The 25,046-nt window shown below is 39.0% G+C and carries 24 protein-coding genes; all 24 read left to right on the top strand.

Going from position 1 to position 25,046, the window contains the following annotated elements; translation table 11 throughout:
* The first annotated feature begins 11 nt into the window (after nucleotides 1–11).
* Nucleotides 12–2,057 carry a chemotaxis protein CheA gene (locus ACFFHF_RS05300; RefSeq protein ID WP_160545581.1) on the top strand — a complete coding sequence of 682 codons (2,046 nt, stop codon included), beginning with the start codon at nucleotides 12–14 and terminating at the stop codon, nucleotides 2,055–2,057.
* Between the two features lie 45 nt (nucleotides 2,058–2,102).
* Nucleotides 2,103–2,573, top strand: coding sequence for a chemotaxis protein CheW (locus tag ACFFHF_RS05295; RefSeq protein WP_160545580.1), 471 nt, complete (start codon nucleotides 2,103–2,105; stop codon nucleotides 2,571–2,573).
* 4 nt (nucleotides 2,574–2,577) lie between these two features.
* Complete coding sequence (locus tag ACFFHF_RS05290) at nucleotides 2,578–3,219, top strand: chemotaxis protein CheC (protein ID WP_160545579.1); 642 nt, start codon at nucleotides 2,578–2,580, stop codon at nucleotides 3,217–3,219.
* The gene (locus tag ACFFHF_RS05285) at nucleotides 3,212–3,709 is read left to right on the top strand and encodes a chemotaxis protein CheD (RefSeq protein WP_160545578.1); all 498 of its coding nucleotides are present in this window, start codon (nucleotides 3,212–3,214) and stop codon (nucleotides 3,707–3,709) included. The genes ACFFHF_RS05290 and ACFFHF_RS05285 overlap by 8 nt, the downstream gene beginning before the upstream one ends.
* 157 nt (nucleotides 3,710–3,866) lie before the next feature.
* Nucleotides 3,867–4,628 (top strand): FliA/WhiG family RNA polymerase sigma factor, encoded by a 762-nt coding sequence (locus ACFFHF_RS05280; protein WP_377057681.1) that lies wholly within the window; start codon nucleotides 3,867–3,869, stop codon nucleotides 4,626–4,628.
* 50 nt (nucleotides 4,629–4,678) lie between these two features.
* Nucleotides 4,679–4,987 carry a hypothetical protein gene (locus ACFFHF_RS05275; RefSeq protein ID WP_160545576.1) on the top strand — a complete coding sequence of 103 codons (309 nt, stop codon included), beginning with the start codon at nucleotides 4,679–4,681 and terminating at the stop codon, nucleotides 4,985–4,987.
* Nucleotides 4,988–4,996: 9 nt separating this feature from the next.
* Nucleotides 4,997–5,614 (top strand): hypothetical protein, encoded by a 618-nt coding sequence (locus ACFFHF_RS05270; protein WP_160545575.1) that lies wholly within the window; start codon nucleotides 4,997–4,999, stop codon nucleotides 5,612–5,614.
* A 146-nt stretch (nucleotides 5,615–5,760) separates the two neighbouring features.
* The gene (rpsB, locus tag ACFFHF_RS05265) at nucleotides 5,761–6,459 is read left to right on the top strand and encodes a 30S ribosomal protein S2 (protein WP_119707565.1); all 699 of its coding nucleotides are present in this window, start codon (nucleotides 5,761–5,763) and stop codon (nucleotides 6,457–6,459) included.
* A gap of 149 nt (nucleotides 6,460–6,608) precedes the next feature.
* On the top strand, nucleotides 6,609–7,493 hold the full coding sequence (tsf, locus tag ACFFHF_RS05260) for a translation elongation factor Ts (protein ID WP_160545574.1): 885 nt from the start codon (nucleotides 6,609–6,611) through the stop codon (nucleotides 7,491–7,493).
* Nucleotides 7,494–7,626: 133 nt separating this feature from the next.
* Entirely contained in the window at nucleotides 7,627–8,352 is a 726-nt protein-coding gene (pyrH, locus tag ACFFHF_RS05255; protein WP_160545573.1) for a UMP kinase, read from the top strand.
* Complete coding sequence (gene frr / locus ACFFHF_RS05250) at nucleotides 8,352–8,909, top strand: ribosome recycling factor (protein WP_160545572.1); 558 nt, start codon at nucleotides 8,352–8,354, stop codon at nucleotides 8,907–8,909. The genes pyrH and frr overlap by 1 nt, the downstream gene beginning before the upstream one ends.
* A gap of 279 nt (nucleotides 8,910–9,188) precedes the next feature.
* Complete coding sequence (gene uppS, locus ACFFHF_RS05245; protein ID WP_160545571.1) at nucleotides 9,189–9,962, top strand: undecaprenyl pyrophosphate synthase; 774 nt, start codon at nucleotides 9,189–9,191, stop codon at nucleotides 9,960–9,962.
* Between the two features lie 21 nt (nucleotides 9,963–9,983).
* On the top strand, nucleotides 9,984–10,775 hold the full coding sequence (locus ACFFHF_RS05240; RefSeq protein WP_160545570.1) for a phosphatidate cytidylyltransferase: 792 nt from the start codon (nucleotides 9,984–9,986) through the stop codon (nucleotides 10,773–10,775).
* A gap of 55 nt (nucleotides 10,776–10,830) precedes the next feature.
* Nucleotides 10,831–11,973 carry a 1-deoxy-D-xylulose-5-phosphate reductoisomerase gene (locus ACFFHF_RS05235; protein ID WP_160545569.1) on the top strand — a complete coding sequence of 381 codons (1,143 nt, stop codon included), beginning with the start codon at nucleotides 10,831–10,833 and terminating at the stop codon, nucleotides 11,971–11,973.
* 17 nt (nucleotides 11,974–11,990) lie between these two features.
* The gene (rseP, locus tag ACFFHF_RS05230; RefSeq protein WP_160545568.1) at nucleotides 11,991–13,250 is read left to right on the top strand and encodes an RIP metalloprotease RseP; all 1,260 of its coding nucleotides are present in this window, start codon (nucleotides 11,991–11,993) and stop codon (nucleotides 13,248–13,250) included.
* A gap of 100 nt (nucleotides 13,251–13,350) precedes the next feature.
* Entirely contained in the window at nucleotides 13,351–15,048 is a 1,698-nt protein-coding gene (locus ACFFHF_RS05225) for a proline--tRNA ligase (protein WP_160545567.1), read from the top strand.
* A gap of 141 nt (nucleotides 15,049–15,189) precedes the next feature.
* Nucleotides 15,190–19,506, top strand: coding sequence for a PolC-type DNA polymerase III (locus ACFFHF_RS05220; RefSeq protein ID WP_377057680.1), 4,317 nt, complete (start codon nucleotides 15,190–15,192; stop codon nucleotides 19,504–19,506).
* 195 nt (nucleotides 19,507–19,701) lie between these two features.
* Entirely contained in the window at nucleotides 19,702–20,172 is a 471-nt protein-coding gene (gene rimP / locus ACFFHF_RS05215) for a ribosome maturation factor RimP (protein WP_160545565.1), read from the top strand.
* A 56-nt stretch (nucleotides 20,173–20,228) separates the two neighbouring features.
* Entirely contained in the window at nucleotides 20,229–21,371 is a 1,143-nt protein-coding gene (gene nusA / locus ACFFHF_RS05210) for a transcription termination factor NusA (RefSeq protein WP_160545564.1), read from the top strand.
* A 17-nt stretch (nucleotides 21,372–21,388) separates the two neighbouring features.
* A complete protein-coding gene (gene rnpM / locus ACFFHF_RS05205) occupies nucleotides 21,389–21,661 on the top strand; it encodes an RNase P modulator RnpM (protein ID WP_377057704.1) in 273 nt (90 codons plus the stop codon).
* Between the two features lie 8 nt (nucleotides 21,662–21,669).
* Entirely contained in the window at nucleotides 21,670–21,972 is a 303-nt protein-coding gene (locus ACFFHF_RS05200) for a YlxQ family RNA-binding protein (RefSeq protein ID WP_119707577.1), read from the top strand.
* A 19-nt stretch (nucleotides 21,973–21,991) separates the two neighbouring features.
* A complete protein-coding gene (infB, locus tag ACFFHF_RS05195) occupies nucleotides 21,992–24,202 on the top strand; it encodes a translation initiation factor IF-2 (RefSeq protein ID WP_160545562.1) in 2,211 nt (736 codons plus the stop codon).
* Nucleotides 24,199–24,480 (top strand): DUF503 domain-containing protein, encoded by a 282-nt coding sequence (locus tag ACFFHF_RS05190; protein ID WP_119707579.1) that lies wholly within the window; start codon nucleotides 24,199–24,201, stop codon nucleotides 24,478–24,480. Before infB ends, ACFFHF_RS05190 begins: the two co-directional genes overlap by 4 nt.
* Nucleotides 24,481–24,616: 136 nt before the next feature.
* Nucleotides 24,617–24,988: a 30S ribosome-binding factor RbfA gene (gene rbfA / locus ACFFHF_RS05185; protein WP_066053396.1), complete on the top strand. Its 372-nt coding sequence runs from the start codon at nucleotides 24,617–24,619 to the stop codon at nucleotides 24,986–24,988.
* Nucleotides 24,989–25,046 lie beyond the last annotated feature (58 nt).

Here is a 25,046-nt window from a genome sequence, read left to right as displayed (position 1 = left end):
AGCTGTTGGGCATGGAAATGAGCCAATATTTAGAGGTTTTTATAGAGGAAAGTAAAGAGCATCTTCAGAACTGTAATGAACGATTACTTGATCTTGAAAAAAATCCAAGTGATCTTAGCATTGTTAATGATATTTTTCGCTCCGCACACACGTTAAAAGGAATGTCAGCAACGATGGGTTACGAAGACTTAGCTAGTCTTACTCATCAAATGGAAAACGTTTTGGACGCGATCCGAAACCAAAAAATATCTGTTATACCTGAAACTCTTGATGTTGTGTTTGAAGCTACAGATGATTTAGAGGCAATGGTGTTTTCGATTGCTGATGGAGGCGACGGAAAACGTGATGTTGCTACTGTAGTGGAAAAGCTTAAGTTGATTGAAAAGGGAGAAAGTCCAGCTGTATCTCAGAGTGCAAAGGAGGTAGCTGCCACATTAGCTCCAGATGCTCCTCGTGCACTAAAAGGTGAATACGATGAGTTTGAGTATACGGTACTACAACAATCGATCGAACAAGGCTTTCAAACGTATGAAATTACGATTGCGCTGAGAGAGGACTGCTTGTTGAAAGCGGCAAGAGTTTTCATGGTATTCGAAGTGATTGAGAAGTTAGGAGAAGTCATTAAATCAACACCTTCCGTAGATCAGCTAGAAGAGGAACAATTTGATCAAGAGTTCACCGTAACGATTGTATCAAGGGAACCAATGTCTGATATTCAAAGCAAGGTGATGAAAGTATCCGAGGTTGATAGAGTTGACATTCACTCTCTATCCATTGAACAACTTCGTCCAACCGCAGAAACAACTCTTGAACCAATTAAACAGGAAGTAATCATTGCAGAAGAAGTAATAATAGAAGAACCTGCTCAACAAGAGGAACAGAAAAAGCAAACATCGGTGAAACAGGCTAGTAATAAAACGATTCGTGTAAATATTGAGAGACTAGATATTTTAATGAATTTGTTTGAAGAGCTTGTCATTGACCGAGGTAGATTAGAGCAAATCTCAAGGGATTTAAATAATTCCGAGCTTCATGAAACCGTGGAGCGAATGAGTCGAATTTCTGGAGATCTTCAAAATATTATCTTAAATATGCGAATGGTACCAGTGGAGACGGTATTTAACCGATTCCCAAGAATGGTACGACAATTAGCGCGGGATCTTGGGAAAAAGATTAATTTAGAAATTGTTGGTGCAGAAACGGAACTAGATCGTACCGTAATAGATGAAATCGGTGACCCTCTTGTCCACCTCATTCGAAACGCGTTAGACCATGGAGTGGAAACACCTGAGGTAAGAAAAGCGAAGGGCAAGAGTGAAGAAGGAACTGTTATCTTAAAGGCTTTCCATAGTGGAAACCATGTGTTTATTGAATTATCGGATGATGGTGCTGGAATTAACCGTGATCGAGTGTTAAATAAGGCACTAAAGAACGGAATTATTTCAGAACAAACGGCTGCCACGCTAACAGACAAGCAAGTATATGAATTGATCTTTGCATCAGGTTTCTCAACAGCAGAAAAAATCTCTGATGTATCTGGACGTGGTGTAGGCCTTGATGTTGTGAAAAACACAATAGAATCACTCGGCGGTACCGTGTCAATTGATTCGAAAGAAGGAGAAGGTTCTATATTCTCCGTTCAACTTCCGCTTACTCTTTCTATTATTTCTGTTATGTTAGTAGAAATTCAGAAGGAAAAATATGCAATCCCGCTTTCTTCAATTATTGAGACAGCCATTGTTAAAAAGGAAGATATTCTGAATGCACACAACCAAAAGGTAATTGATTTCAGAGGGAAAGTAGTTCCACTCTTATTTTTAAAGGATATTTTTGAAGTTCCTGTTTTTGAAGAAGAGGATGAGTTTTACTCTGTGATTATAGTAAGAAAAGGCGACAAGATGGCAGGTCTTGTGGTTGATTCCTTTATTGGACAGCAAGAAGTAGTGTTAAAGTCGCTAGGAAACTATTTAACAAATGTATTTGCTATTTCAGGAGCAACAATTCTTGGAGACGGACAAGTGGCACTCATTGTAGATTGCAATGCACTAATTAAATAACAACTAAAAGTGTGTCTAGCATGTTAGGAAAGAGGGGGAAGTCTCATGAGTGAGACATCAGTAGCAGATTTAAAACTTATAATCTTCCAATTAAAAGGAAAAGAATATGCCATTCCTGTAAGTAAGGTTCGTTCTATTGAAAAGGTACAGCATATTACTAGAGTCCCTAGTAGCTCACATTTTGTAAAGGGTGTTATTAATTTAAGAGGAGTTGTCACTCCTATTATTGATTTGAGAAGTCGCTTTGGAATTGAAGAGGAATCTTATTCTGACAGTACAAGAGTTATTATTGTTACTTTAGAAGATATGGAGGTTGGCTTAATCGTAGACGCAGCCAACGACGTTCTAGATGTCCAAACAGAAGCAATAGAACCTCAGCCAGAAGTGGTTGGGACCGAAGAGACAAACTATATTAGTGGAGTGGTAAAGGTCGATAAACGTTTAATGATCTTACTTGACCTTGAAATGGTCTTAAATCCAGACGAAGTTAGAGCATCTCAAGGAATTGAAGGATAACCAAATGGGGTTTATTAGTAATCTTTCTTCTATTCATTTGGACATATTAAAAGAAATCGGCAATATTGGTGCGGGCCACGCAGCAACTGCGCTTTCTAAACTTTTAAATAAAAAGATAGATATGCAAGTTCCTCATGTGAAAATTGTAAGCTTTGATGAAATGATGGAACTATCGGGTGGTGCGGATCATGTGGTGGCAGCGGTGTTTCTCCGTATTGAAGGAGAAGCACCTGGCAGTATGTTTTTTGTCTTACCTCCTGAACAAGCAACGGTCTTCATTAAGCAGATGATAGGTGATGAAGAATTTACCTTTGATCAACTAGCTGAGAATGAAATAGCTACCTCCGCCTTGCAGGAACTTGGAAATATCTTATCTGGCTCCTATTTGTCTTCATTATCCGACTTTACTGGACTGGCCTTGTATCCATCTGTTCCTGCATTAAGCGTGGATATGGTCGGCGCAATTATAAGTTTTGGATTGATTGAACTTTCGCAGGTGAGTGATTATGCAATTGTTATTGATACAGCGCTAAATGAAGATGATGTTGAAATAAGTGAAAGTGTACGAGGGCACTTCTTCTTGTTACCTGACCCGGACTCCTTTCATATTATCTTTGAATCTTTAGGAGTTAGGGTTAATGGATGAAAAAGTTGAAATTATTAAGGTAGGCATAGCAGATATGAATGTAGTATCTGCTCCTAACCGAATTCGAACATCTGGACTTGGATCATGCGTGGGAGTGGTCATATATGATCAAGTAAAAGAGATTGCAGGCCTTGTTCATATTATGCTCCCTGATTCATCCCTTTCTAAAGCTGGTACGATGAATCTTGCAAAATATGCTGATACCGGGGTGAAGGAGCTTGTAAAAAAGCTCGTGCAATTAGGCGCAAGACCTTCCATGCTAAAAGCAAAAATTGCTGGTGGAGCGCAAATGTTTCAATTTAGCAATACAAGTGACCTGATGAGAATAGGTCCAAGAAATGTAGAAGCAGTTAAAAGAGAGTTGGCTGAGTTGAAAATTGCTATCATAGCAGAGGATGTTGGAGGTAATAGTGGGCGAACGATTGAGTTTTGTCCGAAGTCAAAAATCTTACACATCCGAACGGTTAACAAAGGCACTCAGGAATGGTAGAATAGAAAGCAATGAACGATCAGCCTTTTATTGGAATGGCTGATTTTTTTTGCAATTAAAAAATCGATTATTGTTTGAAAGAAATAAGGACTGTTTATATTAAGAAAGTATTTAATTTAACGATTGATTTGAACAATGTCGTTTGGAGGAGGAAACCATGGGACAGGCACCTTCGATCGAGGAACAAAACATATGGGAAAAATGGACTTCCAAAAGAGACAGTGATGCAGGTGATTTTTTAGTAAGAAAATATTTGCCGCTTGTAAGCTATCATGTCCAAAGGATTTCCGTTGGTTTACCGAAGAATGTTTCACGAGATGATTTAAAGAGCTTAGGAATGATTGGTTTATACGATGCGCTTGAAAAATTTGACCCTACAAGGGACTTGAAATTTGATACATATGCGTCCTTTCGTATTCGCGGAGCCATCATTGATGGGTTAAGAAAGGAAGATTGGCTCTCTAGAAATACAAGAGATAAAGCCAAACGAATTGAGCAAACCATTGAAAAGTTAGAACAAAAACTAATGAGAAATGTGACTTCTAAAGAAATCGCAGAAGAGCTAAATATGAGCGAAGACGATGTTCACAATACAATGAACGAGCATTTTTTTGCTAATGTATTATCAATTGACGAGCAACCGGATGGCGAGGAAAAAGAAGGAGCTGGATTCTCGTTAAAGGACGAACCCGCAGAAATTCCAGAGGAGACCATTATTAAAAATGAGTTAATCTCTGAGTTATCATCAATGATTTCTCATTTGAATGATAAAGAACAGCTTGTATTAAGCTTATTCTATCAGGAAGAGTTGACATTAACTGAGATTGGACAAGTGATGGATTTATCAACGTCAAGAATATCGCAAATACATTCAAAAGCCATATTTAAGCTAAGACAAACATTACAAAAAATCGTTTAACAGAGGTTATTTTCATCCATACATAATAAATAGGGAGATGGCAACCGGGTATGAGTTTAAAAGCAATCGAAATGCAAATTGCTCTTCCTAGGATGCAAGATGCTAGCAAGCTACAAGAACAATTACAGCAGCGGGGTCAGCAACAAAATGATGTTGCTGCAAACACCGTTGCTAAAGAAGTAGAAAAAAATAGAATCTCAGTTAATAAACATGAGCAAAAGGAACAGGTTCGCCTAAAGGATCATCAACGAGATAAGAATGAGAACCAACAGGGGAAGAGAAATAGAAAAAATAAAGAGAGTCAGCCAGTGAAAGAAGTTCATCCATATAAAGGAAACTTTTTTGACTTTTCCGGATAGAGGGATGATATGACGAGTGTATTTTTGTTTATTAGTATCTTATTAAATATTTTTGCTTTGTTTTCCATTGTGATTTTATACCTTCGTCAGTCAAAGCTTTTTGAAGTAGAGAAAAAACAACAAAGAATGATTGAGGAAATGGAAGATGTCATTTCAACATATTTAGCTGAGATGAAAGAAGAAAACGAAAGCTTTATTGAGAGAATGACAAAGGCAGCTAATAATCAGTCCAACAAGCAGGAAAGAAGAAAGAAAGAAGCTAGCATAGAATCAATACTTCCGAGTGCAGAGGAAGAGAAGGTCCGGTTTCCGGTTAAAAGTTCAAAGAGCCAAGCTGTTAAAGCTTACAAGTTAGGCGCTACACAGTCATTAACAGACGAAGATGTAGAGGTGCTTCTTCCAGACTTTAATGAGCCAAAAGACCCTGCTATCGACCTCAAAGTGGAAAAGGAAGTAGAGGAAACAGTACAAGAAGTAAAGACTGCACCAAAAGAAAAGAGCCTGCTAGAAGAAGTTGTACATTTACAAGAGCAAGGCCTTACCTATGAAGAAATTGCGAAAAAACTCCATAAAGGTCAGACAGAGATAGAGCTTTTACTGAAATTTCGCCAAAATATTCAAGAATAAACTTGAATGTAGCATTTGATTATGCTATAGTAACTCTTGGTGTTAATACACACGTTCATGGATTTGGACAAAGGGTGCTGTTTCGACAGTTTTGTCTAAAGTTGAAATGGGCGGAGGAATATAAAAACCATTAGGAGGAAACAAACATGTCAGTAATTTCAATGAAGCAATTACTTGAAGCTGGTGTACACTTCGGACACCAAACTCGCCGCTGGAACCCAAAAATGAAGAAATATATCTTCACTGAGCGTAACGGCATCTACATCATCGATCTTCAAAAAACAGTTAAGAAGGTTGAAGAAGCTTATAACTGGGTAAAAGAACTAGCTGGTAACGGTGGAACAGTTCTTTTCGTTGGTACAAAGAAGCAAGCTCAAGACTCTGTAAAAGAAGAAGCGATCCGTTCAGGTCAGTACTATGTTAACCAACGTTGGTTAGGTGGTACTTTAACAAACTTCGAAACAATCCAAAAGCGTATTGCACGCCTTAAAGATATCGAAAGAATGGCTGAAGATGGTACATTTGATGTACTTCCTAAGAAAGAAGTTGTTCAACTGAAAAAAGAGCAAGAGCGCTTAGAAAAGTTCTTAGGCGGAATTAAAGATATGAAGCAACTTCCTGATGCTTTATTCATTATCGACCCTCGTAAAGAGCGTATTGCAGTTGCTGAAGCACATAAATTAAACATCCCTATCGTTGGTATCGTTGATACAAACTGTGATCCAGACGAAATTGATGTTGTTATCCCTGCAAACGACGACGCTATTCGTGCTGTTAAGCTATTAACTGCTAAGATGGCAGATGCTATTTTAGAAGCGAAGCAAGGCGAAGAAGTTACAGCGTAATACGTTTTGACCTGAGGAAACACTAGTTACTAAAAGGTGATAAGAGGGACCCCCTTTATCACCTTTTTTTAAAGAATAACACAATCTTTGACTAGCTTTTTTAAAGCTAGCTAACACTAAAATACATAGCTTTTAAGGAGGAAACTCACATGGCAGTAACGGCTCAAATGGTAAAAGAATTACGTGAAAGAACAGGCGCAGGTATGTTAGATTGCAAAAAAGCACTTCAAGCAACTGAAGGGGATATGGAACAAGCAATCGACTTCTTACGTGAAAAAGGTATGGCTAGCGCTGCGAAGAAGGCAGACCGTGTAGCAGCTGAAGGAACTACTTATATTCTTACTCAAGGAAACGAAGCAGTTATTCTAGAAGTTAACTCTGAAACAGATTTCGTTGCAAAGAACGAAGGTTTCCAAGTGCTAGTTAAGGAACTTGCTGAGCATATCCTAGCTAACAAGCCAGCTTCAGTAGAGGAAGTAAATGCACAAACAATGCCTAACGGTGCAACAGTTGAGTCATACGTAAACGCAGCTATCGCAAAAATTGGTGAGAAAATCTCTCTACGTCGTTTTGAAATCAAGTCTAAAGGCGACAACGATGCATTCGGTGCTTACCTACACATGGGTGGACGCATTGGTGTGTTAACAGTATTAGAAGGAACAGCTGACGACGCTGCTGCTAAGGATGTTTCAATGCACATCGCTGCATTAAACCCTAAGTATGTATCTCGTGACGAAGTTTCTGCTGAAGAAATTGAGCGTGAGCGTCAAGTTCTTACTCAACAAGCGCTTAACGAAGGTAAGCCAGAAAACATCGTAGCTAAAATGGTTGAAGGCCGTCTAAGCAAATACTTCCAAGACGTATGTGTGAACGACCAAGCATTCGTTAAAGACCCAGATCAAAAAGTAAAAGCTTTCGTAGAATCAAAAGGTGGAAAGATTCGCGAATTCACTCGTTACGAAGTAGGAGAAGGTATCGAAAAGCGTGCTGATAACTTCGCTGAAGAAGTAATGAACCAAGTTAAAGGTAACTAATAAAAGCGGAGACAGCTAGTTCTGAGCTGTCGCAGCTAGATATCTAGAGCGTCAACTCTATTCCTAGGGAACACACCTGTGTTCCCTATTTTTAAAGAAAGCTTAAAGTAGCAATATACATATGGAGGTTTCTATGACCAGTCCGAAATATAAACGCGTCGTACTAAAACTAAGTGGTGAAGCACTTGCTGGTGAGCAAGGATTCGGAATTAATCCGAAAGTAATTAAATCGGTTGCCGATCAAGTAAAGGAAATTGCGGATTTAGGTGTTGAAGTAGCCGTTGTTGTTGGTGGAGGGAATATCTGGCGAGGTAAAATTGGTGAAGAAATGGGTATGGATCGTGCGAATGCTGACTATATGGGTATGCTAGCCACAGTCATGAACTCATTGGCGCTTCAAGATAGTCTCGAACAGTCAGGTGTGGAAACGCGTGTACAAACCTCTATTGAGATGCGACAAGTAGCGGAACCTTATATTCGTAGACGAGCCATTCGTCATCTTGAGAAGAAGCGAGTGGTTATTTTTGCAGCAGGTACTGGAAATCCATATTTCTCAACAGACACAACAGCTGCATTACGTGCTGCAGAAATCGAAGCAGAAGTCATTTTAATGGCGAAGAATAATGTAGATGGAGTATACTCTGCTGACCCACGTATTGATAAAACAGCAAAGAAATATGATGAGCTTTCTTATTTAGATGTACTTAAGGAAGGATTAGCTGTTATGGATTCAACTGCTTCTTCTTTATGTATGGATAATGATATACCACTTCTTGTTTTCTCTATTATGGAGCAAGGAAATATCAAACGTGCCGTAATGGGCGAATCCATTGGGACTATTGTGAGGGGGAAAAAATAATGCCGAAACAAATCGTTGCAAATGCAAAAGAACGTATGAATAAAGCTATCGGTGCTTACACTCGTGAGCTTGCTGGAATTCGTGCAGGACGTGCGAATGCATCTATGCTCGATCGAATTACGGTCGACTATTACGGAGCGCCAACTCCGATTAACCAACTTGCAGGTGTTTCCGTTCCAGAAGCACGTATGCTTGTGATTCAACCGTACGATAAATCTATTTTAGGCGATATTGAAAAAGCAATTTTAAAATCAGATATCGGTATTACTCCTTCAAATGATGGGAGCATCATTCGTCTTGCGATTCCTCAATTAACAGAAGAAAGACGTAAGGAATTGGTGAAAGTAGTAAAGAAGGAATCAGAAGAGGCAAAAGTTGCAGTCAGAAATATCCGTCGTGATGCGAATGATGAGTTGAAAAAGCTTGAAAAGAATGGTGAAATCACTGAAGATGACCAACGTGGTTATTCTGATGACATTCAAAAATTAACGGATGAGTATATTACAAAAGTTGACCAGCTAACAAAAGACAAAGAGAAGGAAATTTTAGAGGTTTAATGAACCGAGAGAATACCCTCTATTTATAGGGGGTTTTTCTGTTCTAATAAATTTGATTTCTTTTCCAAGTAGTGCTTTAGTTTTTTAGAGATATCTCTTCTCTTTTTTGGTATGATAAAAGCAGGCAAAATTAGGTACCTGCTTTTTTCATTACGCTCTTTTCTAGCGCTACAGTGTACGATCATTAAAAAAATAAATACATTGTGACTAGAGAAGAAGCATTATTACAACTAAATGTAGTCTTTTAGCCACATGATTACATTTTGGAGGAGCCGTCTTATGTTAGAGAAAATAAAGCTTTGGAAGAATAAACCTTCTTCTGAACTCGAGAGTCGGATAACAACAATAAAAAATCAATCCGTTCCTGCTCATATTGCTATTATTATGGATGGAAATGGCCGTTGGGCGAAAAAACGGGCGTTGCCTAGAATCGCGGGGCATCATGAAGGGATGAAGGTTGTCCGTAAGATAACGAAGCTTGCAAATGCATTGGGAGTGTCCACGTTAACTTTATATGCATTTTCAACAGAAAACTGGAAACGACCAAAAATGGAAGTTGATTACTTGATGAAGTTACCTGAGGAGTTTTTAGGAACTTTTCTCCCTGAATTAATCGAGGAAAATGTCCAAGTACGTATGATTGGATATAAGGAAAGTCTACCTGCACATACGCTTAATGCAATTAATCGAGCAATTGAAGACACGAAGGACAATGATGGTTTAATATTAAATTTTGCTCTTAACTATGGAAGCAGAGCTGAAATTTTAGAAGCAGTAAAGAACGTCTTAAAAGACCACAAAAGTGGTATACTGACAGAGAATAATTTAAATGAAGAAGTATTTTCAAACTACCTAATGACGAGTGAATTAAGTGATCCGGATTTACTCATTCGTACAAGTGGTGAAATACGGTTAAGTAACTTTATGCTCTGGCAATTAGCTTATACGGAGTTTTGGTTTACAGACGTACTGTGGCCAGACTTCTCAGAAGAACACTTAGTCGAAGCAATCGAAGTATTCCAAAACCGTCAAAGGCGGTTTGGGGGAGTATAATAAAGGTGTTGACATAATAAGATGAAACAAAGAATTATTTCGGCAATTATATTTGGGGCGATATTTATACCTCTAGTAATTTTGGGTAAATTACCCTTTGTTTTATTAGTGTATGTTCTAGCAACAGTTGCACTGTATGAATTGTTAAAAATGAGAAGCATCCAATTAGTCTCCATTCCGGGGCTTATATCAATGCTTGTCCTTTGGATCTTTTTAATACCGAAGCAGTTGCAAAATATATTTGGACCTATGCACTATACCAAGGTTGAATTTGCTCTCTTAGCAGTTTTGCTGCTCTTAACTTACACAGTTGTAACAAAAAATCGTTTTACTTTCGATGATGTTTCCTTTTCGATAATGGCCACTCTATATATAGGAATGGGATTTTTCTATTTTATTGAAATTAGAGAAACGGCAGGACTGATGTTTATTTTTTATTCCTTATTTATCGTGTGGGCAACAGATTCCGGGGCGTATTTTATCGGTCGAGCAAAAGGGAAAAATAAACTCTGGCCTGACATAAGCCCAAATAAAACAGTTGAAGGATTTATCGGCGGCATCGTATGTGCGGTAATTGTAGCTATCTTTTTTGCCTTATTCTCGCTTGAAACGGTATCTACAATAAGACTTGTTATAGTAACAGTTTTTTTATCTATTTTTGGACAGGTTGGCGATCTCGTCGAATCCGCATTGAAACGACACTATAATGTAAAAGATTCAGGCAATATAATGCCTGGACATGGTGGCATCCTAGATCGATTTGATAGCTTGCTGTTCGTTTGGCCAATCTTATATTTTATTTTGTTACCGTAACAACATATACGGGAATCTTCTAGTAGGTTCTCGCTTTTGAATCGGAGTTGGAAAAATGAAGTACATAAGTTTATTAGGTGCAACTGGTTCTATCGGAACACAAACTCTTGATATAATAAAAGAGCACCCTACAGAATTCGTATTGGCAGCCATGTCAGTGGGGAGAAATATTGATTTAGCTAGAAAGCTTATAGCAGAATTTCATCCTGAATTAGTTTGTGTGTTAAATAAAGAAGATGCTGATTCTTTAAGGCTCGAATTTCCGGAAATTAAGTTTACCTATGGGTTCGAAGGGTTAAGTGAAGTAGCTGTATATAAGAAATCTACTATTTTGGTGAATGCAGTAATGGGTAGTGTGGGTCTAGAACCTACATTGCATGCAATTGAAGCAGGAAAAGCGATTGCTTTAGCCAATAAGGAGACTCTAGTTACAGCGGGTCATATCGTAATGAATGCTGTTCGTCGTAATCAGGTCCCTTTATTGCCCGTAGATAGTGAGCATTCTGCTATTTTTCAAGCGCTTCAAGGAGAATTTGAAAAAAATATAGGGAAGTTAATTTTAACCGCATCGGGTGGAAGCTTCCGAGACCGTAAACGGCGGGAGTTGGAGAATGTAACGGTACAAGATGCCCTCAATCACCCAAATTGGTCTATGGGAGCAAAAATCACGATTGACTCTGCTACTATGATGAACAAAGGATTAGAAGTCATTGAAGCACATTGGCTATTTGATATTCCCTATGAAAAGATTGATGTTGTTTTACATAAGGAGAGTATCATTCACTCAATGATTGAATTTCATGATAGTAGTGTCATGGCACAATTAGGGACTCCGGATATGAGAGTTCCCATTCAATATGCATTAACTTATCCTGATCGGTTACCATTAAAAACAGCTCAAACATTAAACTTAGCGAAAGTCGGTCAACTCCATTTTGCAGAAATGGACTTCGAAAGATTTCGCTGCCTAAAATTTGCTTATGATGCAGGAATTGCTGGAGGCACGTTTCCGACCGTTCTTAATGCTGCAAATGAAATAGCGGTTGAGGCATTTCTAAAAGGAAAGATCACCTTTTTGCAAATTGAAGATTTAATCGAAAATGCGTTAACGTACCATCAATCAATAATGGAACCAAGTTTAGCAGAAATTAAAGCGGTTGACGATGAGACACGCAAGTATGTAAATTCACTTCTATAAAAAAGGGTGGTTATAATTTGAACACAGTCATAGCCTTTATCATTATTTTTGGGGCACTCGTATTTTTCCATGAATTAGGACATTTCATCTTTGCAAAACGAGCAGGTATACTTTGTCGTGAATTCGCAATTGGAATGGGTCCGAAAGTCTTTTCTTATCAAAAAGGAGAGACACTCTACACGATTCGTTTATTGCCGATTGGCGGATATGTTCGCATGGCTGGAGAAGATCCCGAGATGGCTGAAATTAAACCAGGCTACAGGGTTGGACTAATACTGGACAAGAACGAAGTGATTGAAAAGATCATACTAAACAACAAAGAAAAGTATCCGGATGCTAGGATCATTGAAGTGGAATCTGCCGATATTGAACAAAAATTACAAATAAAAGGCTATGAAGAGGGAGAAGAAGATATTTTAAAAACCTTCTCTATTAGTCGAAATGCCTATTTAGTGGAGAACGGTACAGAAACACTGATTGCTCCCTACGATCGTCAATTTGTTTCTAAAACATTAGGTCAAAGAACAATGGCCATATTCGCTGGACCAATGATGAATTTTGTCTTAGCCTTTTTAATTTTTGTTGTTATTGCTTTATGGCAAGGAGTACCGACAAATGAGCCCATCTTAGGGAAGTTAACTCCTGATGGAATGGCTATGCAATCGGGTTTACAAGAAGGCGATAAGGTTCAAAGTATTGAAGGCGGAGAAATCTCTACTTGGGAAGATGTAGTTGAAATTATTCGTCAAAACCCTGAAAATGAATTAGAGTTTTTGGTTTCTAGAAACGGGGAGGAGCTTGAAATTCCAGTTACACCAAAAGCACAAGATGTGGATGGTACAGAAATCGGAATCATAGGTGTGTATAATCCAATGGAAAAGTCACCTATTAAGTCCGTTACGTACGGGTTTAAAGAAGTATACTATTGGACAGTTGAAATTTTCTCTATGCTTGGAAAATTAATCGTTGGGCAATTTTCAATTGATGCACTATCTGGTCCGGTTGGTATTTATGAGTCAACTGCTACCGTTGCTAAATCTGGAGTTCTGTATCTAATGAAGTGGGCTGGAATTTTGAGCATTAATCTTGGAATTATGAACTTGCTTCCAATTCCTGCTTTAGACGGTGGAAGATTGATGTTCTTTGCAGTAGAAGCATTGAGAGGAAAGCCGATTGATCGCCAAAAAGAAGGCATGGTACACTTTATTGGATTTGCTCTTTTGATGCTCCTAATGCTAGTAGTTACTTGGAATGATATACAAAGGATATTCCTTTAATCTGACATGAGGCTGTCCCATAAAGAGGTGTCAGACACTTCAAGGGGCAGCCTTAAAATATTAATTTAATAAAATGAATTGGTCGAAGAGGTGCTAGTAGATGAAACAGAGTATGACGCTAATCCCAACTTTAAGGGAAGTTCCAGCAGATGCCGAAATTAAAAGTCATCAGCTACTATTAAGAGCTGGTTTTGTTAGACAAAATGCTAGTGGGATATATAGTTATTTACCAATGGCCCAGCGAGTACTAAAAAAGATTGAGACAATTGTTCGTGAAGAGATGGATAACGCAGGAGCTGTGGAACTGCTTATGCCTGCGATGCAACAAGCAGAACTTTGGCAAGAATCAGGTCGTTGGTACACCTATGGACCTGAATTGATGAGATTGAATGACCGCCATGATAGAGAGTTTGCTCTTGGGGCAACTCATGAGGAAGTCATCACTAGTTTAGTAAGAGACGAAGTAAAATCTTATAAGCGACTGCCGTTAGCGCTTTACCAAATTCAAACAAAGTTTAGAGATGAGAAAAGACCACGTTTTGGTTTACTTCGTGGGAGAGAGTTTATTATGAAGGATGCTTACTCCTTCCACTCTTCTCAAGAAAGTCTTGACCAAGTATATGATCGTTTATTTTCTGCCTACTCAAATATTTTTAGCCGTTGCGGTTTGGACTTCCGGGCTGTTATAGCGGATTCTGGAGCCATGGGTGGAAAAGATACGCACGAGTTTATGGCGTTATCTGATGTAGGAGAAGATACGATTGCCTATTCAGATACGTCAAACTATGCCGCTAATATCGAAATGGCGCCGGTAGTCAACACATACGAAAAATCCGATGAGCCACAAAAAGAGATGGAAAAGGTTCTGACTGAAAATAAGAAATCAATTGAAGAAGTAGTATCATTTTTAAATGTTGACGCATCAAAGTGCATTAAATCTTTACTGTTTAAAGTGGATGATCAACATGTACTGGTGCTTGTTCGTGGCGACCACGAAGTGAATGATATTAAGTTAAAGAACTTATATGCAGCGAGCGTTGTTGAACTAGCCACTCCAGAAGAGACGAAGGTAATCCTTGGTTGTTCAATTGGTTCACTAGGGCCAGTTGGCGTAAATAAAGTGGAGATTGTTGCAGATTCAGCCGTTCAAGCAATTGTTAATGGAGTATGCGGAGCAAACGAAGAACACCATCACTTCATCAACGTGAATGCAGATAAAGATTTTTCGGTAACAAAGTACGCTGATATTCGTTTTATTCAAGAAGGAGATCTATCTCCAGACGGTCAAGGCAAAATCGTTTTCGCCAAGGGAATAGAAGTAGGACATGTATTTAAACTTGGAACTCGTTATAGTGAAGCGATGAATGCTACCTATTTAGACGAGAACGGAAAATCACAGCCAATGATTATGGGTTGTTATGGTATTGGTGTATCTAGAACATTAGCTGCAGTGGCCGAGCAATTCAATGATGAAAATGGACTCGTATGGCCAGCACAAATTGCACCTTTTGAAGTGCATTTGATTCCAATCAACTTAAAAGATGAAGCTCAGGCGAAACTAGCATCAGAGTTATATGAACAATTAAAAGCTCAGGCGTTAGAAGTTCTTATGGACGACCGTGCTGAAAGACCAGGAGTTAAGTTTGCTGATTCCGATCTTATAGGTCTACCTATACGTGTTACCGTCGGTAAAAAAGCTGCTGAAGGAATTGTAGAACTTAAAGTCCGCAAAACGGGTGAAATGCTAGAAGTTCACAAAGACGACCTTCTACAAACAGTTGCAGGGTTATTAAAATAAATAATTAGGTATCGGATCCGCTAACCACGGATCCGATTTTTTTCCCATTGATTGGTTATATGTTAAAAAGGCTTTCAATAATTTCTTTATGTTATAATAACTACTAGTTTGACTAGAGATGAAATGGAGAGGAGAGAGTTGATGAACGGATCATCTGGTAAGGAACGATTCCAACTATTGCTCCAGCAGCTACAACTAACGGATGACAGGATCATGCCGTATTTTCAAGATGCTATAATTGACAAAGTATTAATTGAAAAATCTAAAAAACAATGGAGTTTTTATTTTTCTTTTGAGAAGATTTTACCTATTAACGTCTATCAAACGTTTACAAATAAATTACAAACAACCTTCTCACATATTGCCTCGATTTCTTACAACATACAGGTAAGGGATCAGCAGGTGACTGAGGATTTAATACTTGAATATTGGAACTGTTGCATACAGCAAATTGATGGTATTTCACCTCCATTAATTAAGCTACTAAATGAACAAAAGCCAAAAGTCCAAGGCTCAAAAATCACCATCTTTGTTGGCAATGAACTCGAAGGCTTAGCCATAAAAAGGAAATATGCAAGCTTTATTTCCGATGCCTACGGCTTTTTCGGATTTCCCCAAGTGGTGATTGATACAGAGATCAACACTGAAGCCTCTACGGAACAATATGAGCAATTTATCGAGGCGAAAATGAGGGAAGACAAAGAAAGAGGTATGCAGGCAGCGATCGAGATGGACAAGCAGGAAGCAGAGAAAGAGGCTGCCGGAGGTACGGGTGAATACACCGGTCCATTAACCATTGGATTAACGATTAAAGATGATTCTGATTTTAGAAAAATCGAAGAAATTGTTGATGAAGAACGCAGAGTCGTTGTCGAAGGGTATATTTTTGCTGCTGAAACAAGAGAGCTTCGCAGTGGGAGAACTCTATTAACCTTTAAAGTTACTGATTATACAAGCTCGATCATGGTGAAAATGTTCTCTCGTGATAAAGAGGATGCCGCTAATTTCCAAAACGTGAAAAAGGGCATGTGGGTGAAAGTAAGAGGAAGTATCCAAAACGATACATTCGTACGTGATCTAGTTATGATTGGAAACGATATTAATGAAATCAAGCCAATTGAACGACAGGACACTTCTTCTGAAAAGCGTGTAGAGCTTCATCTCCACACACCAATGAGCCAAATGGATGCTGTGTCACCAGTTAGTGCATTAGTGTCTCAAGCAAAAAAATGGGGACATAAAGCAATTGCCATTACAGACCATGCGGTAGGGCAATCCTTTCCGGAAGCATTTGGAGCCGGGAAAAAGAACGATATTAAAATTCTTTACGGGGTGGAAGTGAATCTCGTAAATGATGGTGTACCGATTGCTTATAACGAAGCGGAGAGACTGTTAGCAGAAGAGACGTATGTCGTATTTGACGTTGAGACAACGGGTTTATCAGCCGTTTATAATACCATTATCGAACTTGCTGCGGTGAAGATTAAAAATGGAGAAATCATTGACCGATTTGAATCGTTCGCTAACCCGCATCATCCATTATCTGCAACAATAATGAATTTAACGGGAATTACCGATGATATGCTAAAGGATGCTCCAGAGGTAGAAGAGGTTCTCGGGAAATTTAAAGAGTGGGCAGGCGATGACATACTTGTTGCTCACAATGCATCTTTCGATATGGGATTTTTGAATGTTGGTTACAAGAAGTACGGTCTCGGACGAGCTGAGAACCCAGTCATCGATACGTTAGAGCTTGCACGTTTCTTATACCCTGACATGAAGAATCACCGTTTAAATACGTTAGCAAAGAAATTTAATATCGAATTAACACAGCATCACCGTGCGATATACGACACAGAAGCTACTGGTTATCTGCTCTTAACGATGCTTAAGGATGTAATGGAAAAAGGAATTCAGTATCATAATCAACTGAATGACAATATGGGTCAAGGTAATGCCTATCAACGGGCAAGACCATATCACTGTACGCTTTTAGCACAAAATGATGTGGGGTTAAAGAACTTATTTAAGCTCATTTCTATTTCTCATCTAAATTATTTTTATCGAGTCCCGAGGATTCCGCGCTCTGTATTACAGAAGCATCGTGAAGGAATTTTGATTGGTTCTGGCTGTGATAAGGGTGAAGTATTCGAGGGTATGATGCAAAAGGCTCCAGAAGAAGTAGAAGAGCCAGCACGTTTCTACGATTACATCGAGGTACATCCAAAAGCGGTATATGCTCATTTATTAGAGTTAGAGCTAGTTAATGATGAAAAATCATTAGAGGATATTATAGCAAATATTGTGAAACTTGGTGAAAAGCTAGAGATTCCTGTTGTCGCAACTGGAAATGTACATTACCTTAACCCGAATGATAAAATTTATCGAAAAATCTTAGTAAACTCTCAAGGTGGAGCAAATCCGCTTAATCGACATAATCTACCTGATGTTCATTTCCGTACAACTAATGAGATGCTAGATGCATTTTCGTTTTTAGGAAAAGAAAAAGCACGTGAGATAGTCATTACGAATACAAATAAAATTGCTGATATGATAGATACGATTAAGCCGATTAAAGACGACTTGTACACACCGAAAATTGAGGGTGCAGACGAAGAAATGCGTCAAATGAGTTACGATATGGCAAGAAGAATTTATGGTGATGAACTTCCAGAAATAGTGGAGGCAAGACTGGAGAAAGAACTGAAGAGTATTATTGGTCACGGGTTTGCTGTTATCTATTTGATTTCGCATAAGCTCGTGAAAAAATCACTTGATGATGGGTACCTAGTAGGTTCGCGTGGATCGGTTGGTTCTTCTCTTGTTGCTACGATGACAGAGATAACGGAAGTGAATCCATTACCACCACATTATGTTTGTCCAACATGCAAGCATTCGGAGTTCTTCAATGACGGTTCAGTTGGTTCTGGTTTTGACTTGCCGGATAAGGACTGTCCAAATTGCGGAAGCAAATACAAAAAAGATGGACACGATATTCCGTTTGAGACCTTCCTAGGTTTCAAAGGTGATAAAGTTCCCGATATCGATTTGAACTTCTCCGGAGAGTATCAACCACGTGCGCATAACTATACGAAGGTGCTGTTTGGTGAAGATTATGTATATCGTGCCGGGACAATCGGTACGGTTGCTGATAAAACTGCTTTCGGATACGTGAAGGCTTACCAGCAAGATAATAATTTGCAAATACGTGGGGCTGAGGTGGAAAGATTAGCCATGGGTTGTACGGGTGTAAAAAGAACAACGGGTCAGCATCCAGGGGGTATTATCGTTGTGCCAGATTATATGGACATATACGATTTTAGCCCAATCCAATTCCCTGCAGATGATAAAACGTCTGAATGGAAAACCACCCACTTTGACTTCCACTCGATTCACGATAACTTATTAAAACTCGATATTCTAGGGCACGATGATCCGACCGTAATTCGTATGCTTCAGGACTTGAGTGGAATTGATCCAAAGACCATTCCAACCGATGATCCTGAAGTAATGAAAATATTCAGTGGAACGGAAGCGCTAGGGGTAACGGAAGAACAAATCATGTGTAAAACTGGAACGCTTGGTATTCCCGAGTTCGGAACACGTTTCGTAAGACAAATGCTCGAAGATACAAAGCCGACCACTTTCTCAGAGTTGGTCCAGATTTCGGGGCTTTCTCACGGAACGGATGTATGGTTAGGAAATGCGCAAGAGCTAATCCACAACAGTATCTGTAACCTGAGTGAAGTTATCGGCTGTCGTGACGACATCATGGTTTATCTAATCTATCAAGGATTAGAGCCATCATTTGCTTTTAAGATTATGGAGTCCGTTCGTAAAGGAAAAGGCTTAAGTGATGAGATGGAAGAAGAGATGCGAAAGAACGAAGTGCCGGAATGGTATATTGATTCTTGTAAAAAGATCAAATACATGTTCCCAAAGGCCCACGCAGCAGCTTACGTTCTAATGGCCGTAAGGATTGCTTACTTCAAAGTGCACCATCCAATCCTTTATTACGCAGCCTATTTTACTGTTAGAGCTGAGGATTTTGATATTGATGCGATGGTAAAAGGTTCTTCAGCGATCCGAGCAGTAATTGAAGAAATTAATTCAAAAGGATTAGATGCGTCAACCAAGGAAAAAAACACCTTAACCGTCCTTGAATTGGCATTAGAGATGAATGAACGAGGCTTCTCTTTTGCAAAGGTAGATTTGTACCGTTCGAGTGCCACGGAATTCATTATTGAAGGAAATAAGCTAATTCCTCCATTTAATGCCATTCCTGGTCTAGGTACGAATGCGGCACTTAACATCGTAAAGGCTCGTGAAGATGGAGAATTCTTATCTAAAGAAGATCTTCAGCAAAGAGGAAAGGTTTCGAAGACGATTATTGAGTATCTCGATAACCACGGATGTCTGGAATCCTTACCTGATCAAAACCAACTTTCATTGTTTTAGAAATGGTATGAAAGTTGGTGTCTCCCTAGTGAAAACCGGTATTGCATTTGCATAAACGGTATGGTTATGGTATAGTTTTATTGGAAATACTAAGAATAACTCTCGTTTACAAGAGTGGGGCCTTCCCCGCTCTTTCGTGTTGTATGGACTCTATTTTAGGAGATTAACTACTTTAGGTTGGTTAGGAGGAATAAAATGAGCAAGGTAATTGAAGTAGTTGAACAAATCGTAGAACCAATTGTTAATGACCTCAACCTTGAATTAGTTGATATTGAATATGTGAAGGAAGGAAAAAGCTGGTTTCTTCGCGTGTTTATAGATAAAGAGCAAGGCATTGACATTGAAGAGTGTGGAATGGTAAGTGAAAAATTAAGCGAAAAGCTTGATGAGCTTGATCCTATTCCTTATAACTATTTCCTTGAAGTTTCTTCTCCTGGTGCAGAGCGTCCATTGAAGAAACAGAAGGACTATGAAAAAGCGGTTGGAAAAAATGTACATATTAAAACGTACGAGCCTATCGATGGTGAAAAAATATTTGAAGGCGTGCTAACGAACTTTACGGGAGACACCGTAACAGTTGAAGTGAAGATTAAGACGAGAAAGAAAACGATTGAAATACCTTTTGAAAAGGTTGCAAATGCTCGCCTAGCGGTGACTTTCTCATAATTCATATAACAAATTCACATGAGAGACATTTAGAGTGTTAAAGGGGGACCATTTTCATGAGCAGTGAATTATTAGATGCTCTTATTTTGCTTGAAAAGGAAAAAGGAATTTCACGAGATGTAATTATTGAGGCGATTGAAGCGGCGCTTATCTCTGCCTATCGTAGAAATTTCAATCAAGCACAAAACGTTCGAATCGATCTAAATTTAGGTGTTGGAACGATGCGTGTTTTTGCTCGTAAAGAAGTCGTTGATGAAGTATTCGACCCAAGACTTGAAATATCTTTAGAAGAAGCTAGACGAATCAATCCAAATTACATGATTGAAGATGTGGTAGAGCTTGAGGTAACACCTAAGGATTTTGGACGCATTGCTGCACAAACAGCAAAGCAAGTGGTTACGCAACGAGTTCGTGAAGCAGAAAGAGGAATTATTTATTCTGAATTTATCGACCGTGAAGAAGATATTATGACAGGTATCGTCCAACGTTTGGACTCCAAGTTTATCTATGTGAGCTTAGGGAAAATTGAAGCAATTTTACCAGCAAACGAACAAATGCCTAATGAGCGTTACAAGCCTCATGATCGTATTAAGGTGTTTATTACAAAAGTAGAAAAAACTACCAAAGGCCCACAAATTTTTGTTTCAAGAACACATCCAGGTCTTTTAAAGAGACTATTTGAGATTGAAGTTCCAGAAATCTATGATGGAACAGTTGAAATCAAATCAGTTTCTCGTGAAGCAGGTGACCGTTCAAAAATCTCTGTTCATTCTGATAACCCAGAAGTTGATCCAGTAGGAGCATGCGTGGGTCCAAAAGGTGCTCGTGTTCAAGCAATTGTCAACGAGTTAAAGGGAGAAAAAATCGATATTGTGAAATGGTCGGATGATCCTTTTGTATTTGTAGCAAATGCGCTCAGCCCATCTAAAGTTCTTGACGTAATCGTCAATGAAGATGAAAAGGCAACAACAGTAGTTGTTCCCGATTATCAACTGTCACTCGCAATTGGTAAAAGAGGCCAAAATGCGCGTTTAGCGGCTAAGTTGACCGGTTGGAAAATTGATATTAAATCAGAAACAGATGCAAGAGAAGCTGGTATTTTCCCTCGTGAAGAAGGAATTCTTTCGTTTGATGATGAAGAGGAAGATGCACACGCAGATACCGATTTACATTTAGAGTACGTAGAAGAGCAGGAGTAAGAAAGGGGTGGATGATGGTGAACACAAATAGGAAGGTTCCATTAAGAAAATGTGTTGCTACCGGAGAAATGCGACCGAAGAAAGAACTTGTTCGCATCGTTCGCTCGAAGGAAGGCGAGGTCTCCATCGACTTAACCGGTAAAAAGTCGGGTCGAGGTGCCTACCTTACGAAAGAAAAAGAAGCTATTCTTTTAGCGAAGAAAAAGAATATATTATCGAATCAATTGCAAGTTCAAGTAAACGATTCTGTGTACGAAGAATTATTGAAGCTTGTTGAGAAGGAGAATTGACAATCCGAATGAAGCAAAATCAGTGGATGTCATTGCTTGGCTTAGCCAATCGAGCGCGTAAAGTGATTTCTGGGGAGGAACTTTCTATTAAGGAAGTTCGTAGCAATAAAGCGAAGTTAGTTTTGCTTTCAGCAGATGCATCCCAAAACACACAGAAAAAAGTGACAGATAAATGCAAATCCTATAACATTCCTTGTAAAATAGTTGAGAACCGCTTTTTACTCGGTCAAGCGATCGGAAAAGAAGCCCGTGTAGTCGTGGCCGTTCTAGATGAAGGATTTGCCAAGAAGCTAAAGACGTTGCTCGATTAATTCTAGCGGGGGTGTAAACATGAGTAAAATGCGAGTGTATGAATATGCAAAAAAACATAATGTTTCGAGTAAGGAACTCATTACAAAATTAAAAGATATGAATATCGAGGTTTCTAACCATATGACAATGATTGAAGATGATACTGTTAAAAAGCTAGATGAACAATATGCTAAGGGTAGTAAAGAAGAAAAGAAGGAAGCTCCAAAGCAGACTCAAGCACAACAACAAAAGCCTGTTGCAGCTCAAGTACAATCAAAAGCAAAGGCTAGTGCTTTTGATGAGGACGACGACCGTAATGTGGCTCCTTCGAAAGTAAAAGTAAAAACAGCTCCAAAGGCAGTTCAAGGGAAAAAAGGTACCCAAGAAAACCAATCAAAAGAAACAAAAGCTTTTAATGGTAAAAAGGGTAAAAACCAACAAAGAGGTCGTGTACAACACCAGTCACAGCCACCACAGCCTCCAAAAAAGAAAGAATTACCTGCAAAAATCACCTTTACAGAATCACTTACAGTGGCTGAATTAGCTAAAAAGCTTCACCGTGAACCATCTGAACTCATTAAGAAATTGTTCTTACTAGGTGTAATGGCTACCATTAACCAATCACTTGATAAGGATGCAATTGAACTAATTGCAGCTGAATATGGTGTGGAAGTGGAAGAAGAAATCAAGATTGATGTTACTGATCTTGAAGTATATTTCACAGAAGATAATGAAGCGGAGTTAGTGGAAAGACCTTCTGTTGTAACCATTATGGGTCACGTTGACCACGGAAAAACAACTTTGCTTGATTCAATCCGTAACACAAAGGTAACTGCTGGAGAAGCAGGCGGTATCACTCAGCATATCGGTGCTTACCAAGTAGAAGAAAATGGTAAGAAAATTACATTCCTTGATACACCAGGTCACGCTGCTTTCACAACGATGCGTGCTCGTGGGGCGAAAATTACGGATATTACGATTTTAGTAGTTGCAGCAGATGACGGGGTTATGCCACAAACGATTGAAGCGATTAACCACGCAAAAGCCGCTGAGGTTCCGATTATTGTTGCTGTGAACAAAATGGATAAAGAAAGTGCAAACCCTGATCGTGTTATGCAGGAGTTAACAGAATATGGTTTAGTTCCTGAAGCATGGGGTGGAGACACAATTTTCGTTCCACTATCAGCCTTAAAAGGAGAAGGAATCGACAATTTATTAGAAATGATCCTTCTTGTAGGAGAAGTAGAGGAATATAAAGCGAATCCAAATCGTAAGGCAATCGGTACAGTTATTGAAGCTCAGCTAGATAAAGGTAGAGGTTCGGTTGCTACACTTCTAGTTCAAAACGGTACATTACGAATTGGAGATCCAATCGTTGTAGGTACAACTTTTGGACGTGTTCGTGCAATGGTTAATGACCTTGGTCGTCGTGTGAAAGAAGCTGGTCCATCTACTCCTGTGGAAATTACAGGTTTAAATGATGTTCCGCATGCAGGAGATCGCTTTGTAGTGTTTGAAGATGAAAAGACAGCTCGTCAAGTGGGTGAAGCACGTTCACAGCTTGCTATCCAAGCATCTCGTTCTGAAAAGACACGTGTAAGTCTTGATAACTTATTTGAACATATGAAGCAAGGCGAAATGAAGGATATTAACCTTATTGTGAAAGCTGACGTTCAAGGTTCGGTTGAAGCACTTGCTGCTGCACTTCAAAAGATTGAAGTTGAGGGTATAAATGTAAAAATCATCCACACTGGTGTTGGTGCAATCAATGAATCAGATATTACTTTAGCAGCGGCATCAAATGCGATTGTTATTGGATTTAACGTTCGTCCAGATAATAATGCAAAGCGCGCGGCAGAAGCGGAAGAAGTAGATGTTCGCTTGCACCGTATCATTTATAAAGTAATTGAAGAAATTGAAGCAGCGATGAAAGGGATGCTTGATCCTGAATTCGAAGAGAAGATCACCGGGCAAGCTGAAGTTCGTCAAACATTCAAAGTATCGAAGGTTGGTACGATTGCAGGATCTTATGTTACGGATGGAAAAATCGCTCGTGGCAGTGGAATTCGTGTCATTCGTGATGGAATCGTGGTATTTGAAGGTGAAATCGACGCACTTAAGCGTTTCAAGGATGATGCTAAGGAAGTATCTCAAGGGTATGAGTGTGGAATTACCATCAAAAACTACAACGATGTAAAAGAAGGGGACGTAATCGAAGCCTTCGTCATGCAAGAAGTGGAACGTAAATGATCATTGGCTTAGCCGCCTGTGAATGCCTCATTTATGATGCCCATTCTTTAAAAGACAAAAGAGCTGTCCTTCAACGGATTATCACAAGGCTCAGACAACGATACAATCTGTCTGTTGCAGAGGTTGATTATCAAGATACATGGCAACGTACCAAAATCGCTATTGTGTCAGTTGCATCCTCAAAAGTAGCCGTTGAAAGAGAACTGCAGCATGCATTAAAGTTAATTGATTCATTTCCAGAAATCGAACGCACAATAACGGACTTGGAATGGATATAATAACATAAACGAGGGGAGATTCTCTCCACTCTATATGCATGTGTATCATGCGTAAAACAAATAGATAAATCGTTCCCTAAAAAACAGTGCTATTTTAAAAGCATTGTTTTCAAAGGATGACAAAGAGGTGACTACCATGAGCCTTAGATCTAATCGAGTTGGAGAACAGATGAAGAAAGAACTTGGGGAAATTATTGGACGAAAAATAAAGGACCCACGTATCGGCTTTGTGACTGTTACAGATGTACAAGTAACAGGTGATCTTCAACAAGCAAAAGTGTTTATTTCTGTGTTAGGTGATGACCTTCAAAGAGAGAATACACTGAAGGGTTTAGCTAAAGCAAAAGGATTTATTCGTTCGGAAATTGGGCAGAGAATTCGTCTTAGAAAGACTCCTGAAATTACATTTGAATTCGATGAATCGATTGACTATGGAAATCGAATCGAAAATCTTCTGTATCAAATTAAGGAAGAGACGAAGGAAGAACAGACCGAACGAGAAGATTGATCAAAGAGGATAGACATCATGTCTATCCTTTTTTTCTAATTGAAAAACCAGGAGGAAC

The sequence above is a fragment of the Robertmurraya beringensis genome (assembly GCF_042433785.1).
GTDB lineage: Bacteria > Bacillota > Bacilli > Bacillales > Cytobacillaceae > Robertmurraya_A > Robertmurraya_A beringensis.
Note: the sequence above shows the minus strand (reverse complement) of the source record. Positions and strands in the feature narration are given on the sequence as shown.

Bases quoted from the DNA above. Each gene is read 5' to 3' on its own strand.
- ACFFHF_RS05200 (WP_119707577.1), top strand. From the start codon at position 21,670: ATGAAGCAAAATCAGTGGATGTCATTGCTTGGCTTAGCCAATCGAGCG.
- uppS (WP_160545571.1), top strand. From the start codon at position 9,189: ATGTTAGAGAAAATAAAGCTTTGGAAGAATAAACCTTCTTCTGAACTC.
- nusA (WP_160545564.1), top strand. From the start codon at position 20,229: ATGAGCAGTGAATTATTAGATGCTCTTATTTTGCTTGAAAAGGAAAAA.
- ACFFHF_RS05280 (WP_377057681.1), top strand. From the start codon at position 3,867: ATGGGACAGGCACCTTCGATCGAGGAACAAAACATATGGGAAAAATGG.
- ACFFHF_RS05290 (WP_160545579.1), top strand. From the start codon at position 2,578: ATGGGGTTTATTAGTAATCTTTCTTCTATTCATTTGGACATATTAAAA.
- ACFFHF_RS05240 (WP_160545570.1), top strand. From the start codon at position 9,984: ATGAAACAAAGAATTATTTCGGCAATTATATTTGGGGCGATATTTATA.
- rpsB (WP_119707565.1), top strand. From the start codon at position 5,761: ATGTCAGTAATTTCAATGAAGCAATTACTTGAAGCTGGTGTACACTTC.
- ACFFHF_RS05235 (WP_160545569.1), top strand. From the start codon at position 10,831: ATGAAGTACATAAGTTTATTAGGTGCAACTGGTTCTATCGGAACACAA.
- ACFFHF_RS05300 (WP_160545581.1), top strand. From the start codon at position 12: ATGGAAATGAGCCAATATTTAGAGGTTTTTATAGAGGAAAGTAAAGAG.
- rbfA (WP_066053396.1), top strand. From the start codon at position 24,617: ATGAGCCTTAGATCTAATCGAGTTGGAGAACAGATGAAGAAAGAACTT.
- infB (WP_160545562.1), top strand. From the start codon at position 21,992: ATGAGTAAAATGCGAGTGTATGAATATGCAAAAAAACATAATGTTTCG.
- pyrH (WP_160545573.1), top strand. From the start codon at position 7,627: ATGACCAGTCCGAAATATAAACGCGTCGTACTAAAACTAAGTGGTGAA.
- ACFFHF_RS05220 (WP_377057680.1), top strand. From the start codon at position 15,190: ATGAACGGATCATCTGGTAAGGAACGATTCCAACTATTGCTCCAGCAG.
- ACFFHF_RS05285 (WP_160545578.1), top strand. From the start codon at position 3,212: ATGGATGAAAAAGTTGAAATTATTAAGGTAGGCATAGCAGATATGAAT.
- ACFFHF_RS05295 (WP_160545580.1), top strand. From the start codon at position 2,103: ATGAGTGAGACATCAGTAGCAGATTTAAAACTTATAATCTTCCAATTA.
- tsf (WP_160545574.1), top strand. From the start codon at position 6,609: ATGGCAGTAACGGCTCAAATGGTAAAAGAATTACGTGAAAGAACAGGC.
- ACFFHF_RS05270 (WP_160545575.1), top strand. From the start codon at position 4,997: ATGACGAGTGTATTTTTGTTTATTAGTATCTTATTAAATATTTTTGCT.
- ACFFHF_RS05225 (WP_160545567.1), top strand. From the start codon at position 13,351: ATGAAACAGAGTATGACGCTAATCCCAACTTTAAGGGAAGTTCCAGCA.
- ACFFHF_RS05275 (WP_160545576.1), top strand. From the start codon at position 4,679: ATGAGTTTAAAAGCAATCGAAATGCAAATTGCTCTTCCTAGGATGCAA.
- frr (WP_160545572.1), top strand. From the start codon at position 8,352: ATGCCGAAACAAATCGTTGCAAATGCAAAAGAACGTATGAATAAAGCT.
- ACFFHF_RS05190 (WP_119707579.1), top strand. From the start codon at position 24,199: ATGATCATTGGCTTAGCCGCCTGTGAATGCCTCATTTATGATGCCCAT.
- rimP (WP_160545565.1), top strand. From the start codon at position 19,702: ATGAGCAAGGTAATTGAAGTAGTTGAACAAATCGTAGAACCAATTGTT.